Raw genomic sequence first — 2,347 nt, forward strand, 5'->3', positions numbered from 1 at the left:
GTGTACCGCCACCGGGTGTACCGACGCCGGGGGTGCCGCCACCGGGTGTGCCGCCACCGGGTGTGCCGCCACCGGGTGTACCGACGCCGGGTGTGCCGCCACCGGGTGTGCCGCCACCTGGTGTGCCGCCGCCGGGTACTCCGCCGACGCCGGGGGTGCCGCCGCCGGGTACTCCGCCGACGCCGGGGGTGCCGCCGCCGGGTACTCCGCCGACGCCGGGTACTCCGCCGACGCAGGGGAGATTGTCCTTGGTCTTGTCGGTAGTGACGCAGGGCACGTTCACGCCGCCGACACCAGGCACGCCGCCGACATCAGGCACGTCTACGACGGGCGGGCCGACGTAGACGCAGGGGAGGCCGTCCTTGGTCTTGCCGGTGATGAGGCAGGGGACGACGTTGGCGGCGACCTCGGGCGAGACAGGAGGGAAGGTCTGGACGACCTGACCGGTCTTCGGGACCTCGCCGACGTACTTGCCGTCAATCTTGATCTGGCCGGTCGCCAGCGCCGCGACGTCGCGGACGACGATCGCCGAGGTGTTGGCCGGCCAGGCCGCGCTGGTGGCGTCGTCGTAGACCCGCGCGAGAGGCTTGCCCGCAGCGTCGAGACCCACGGCGACCGAGAGCCGGGTGCCTGGGTGGACGGCGACGTCGGTGGCGATCGGCGGCGTCACGCTCGCCGACTGGCCGACAGGCCGGATCTCGACGCGGTGGGCCCCGGCGACCAGCGGCTTCGGGTCCGCGACCTGTTTAGCCACCAGGTCCTTGATCAGGGTCTGCCCGTCCATGGTGACGTCCGCCTTCATACCCGGCAGCCCCTGAACCAGCGTCACCAGTCCGGCATCCTTGTTCGGCGTTGGGGTCGCTGACGCCACGCCGGGCAGACCCAACGTCAGACATCCCGTCGCCGCCATGGCGCCGATCGTTCGAGCGCCCGCTCTCAGATGAGAGCGTGTGATCCATTGCATTACTTTGAGCTCCCGGCGACGTCATCCAGAAATCTGGGCATTTGCACCTTACCGCGGCAGGCTCGGGACGAAGATAGGGCTCCCCGCTGCTCCGACTCGAGAAGATTCACACGTGTGTATATGGCCATGCCCGGAGTGTGGGGCGAGGTCGATCGCGCGGACTGCGCCCGCCGTTGTGGGATGAAATCCCAGTTCAGGGCGGTCAGATCGGCATCGTAGACGAACGGGGTACCCCGCTGCGGGGAGCGATACGAAGAACGTCCTGAGCGACCCTCGGTCAAAACTGCGATCGAAGTCGCGCCTTTGGTGGCGCAACCTTCTTCCGCTTGAAGGCGTGTCAAGTGCCGTCCGCGCGGGTCGAACGGAGCCCTTTTGGGCTGTTAATCAACGGGATTCTGCGATTTCAGCCCGTCGGGGTGCGCCGCGCGCCGGTTGTTGGTCCGCCATGGACCGAGGGATGAAGGCTGAAAGTGGCTACCGGAAAGGGCTCGCGGAAATGGAGTAGCCCGATTGCGCCGGCCTCCGTCAGCCACAGATAAGGGGACGGCAGGTGAGGACGGCCGCCGGCGCTTCCGGCGACGGCGCCCGGCCGGGCCTGCCGAGGGCCCCCGAATGGGCGGGTCGCCCTCCGCGGTGGGGCAGAGGGGCCCGCGGGCCGGTCACCCCCCATGTCGGCGTGGAGACCAGGGCAGCACACCGCCGTCGCGGACGAGTTCGCTAGTGCGCCGGAAGGTAGTCATCGCGACTACAAGATAATCAACGCTGTTGACGAGGCTCGGTCGGCCCACCTTATCGATCATGGTGTGGGGCGTCCCGGCCGGCTTGCCCGGATGCCCAGATCGCCCTCGCCCGGGGTGGGCGCGCCATCGGTGACGGGGCCGACGAACGTTCCGTAGCCACCGTCGTGGTACACCAGCGGCGCGTCGGACCGCTCCGCCCGGCTTTCCACCACCTCGGCCACAATCAGCCAGTGGTCGCCCGCGGGGATCCGTTCGCGGATCCGGCAGCGCAGCCAGACCGCGGCGTCGGTCAGTAGCGGCTCCCCGGTGCCCAACGGCCGCCACCGCGTGGGTGCGGCGAACCGGTCGGCGCCCGGTGTCGCGAACCGGGCGGCCAGTTCGTGCTGGTCGTGGGAGAGCAGGTGCACGACCAGCGTGTCCGCGGCGTGCAGCGTCGGGACGATCGACGAGCCCGCCGACAGCGACAGCGACACCAGCGGCGGGCTCTGCGACAGCGACGCCACCGACGTCGCCGTGAACCCGACCGGGCCGTCCGCGCCGTTCATCGTCACGATCGTCACCCCGGCGGCGTGCCGCCGGAACGCGCCGCGCAGCGCGGCCGCCGCGCCGCGATCCTCCGCAGCGGGGGCCGGCGGTGATGAGG

At 70.4% G+C, this 2,347-nt stretch carries 2 protein-coding genes; both read right to left on the reverse strand.

The genetic code is table 11. The features are described from left to right. The coding region (locus tag NBZ85_RS30340) for a DUF4397 domain-containing protein (RefSeq protein WP_261563340.1) at positions 1–829 on the reverse strand (829 nt) is incomplete at its 3' end. Positions 830–1,760: 931 nt separating this feature from the next. Next, on the reverse strand, positions 1,761–2,347 hold a 587-nt coding region (locus tag NBZ85_RS30345), incomplete at its 5' end, for a flavin reductase family protein (protein ID WP_438803118.1).

Source organism: Frankia tisae, from assembly GCF_025403405.1.
GTDB lineage: Bacteria > Actinomycetota > Actinomycetes > Frankiales > Frankiaceae > Frankia > Frankia tisai.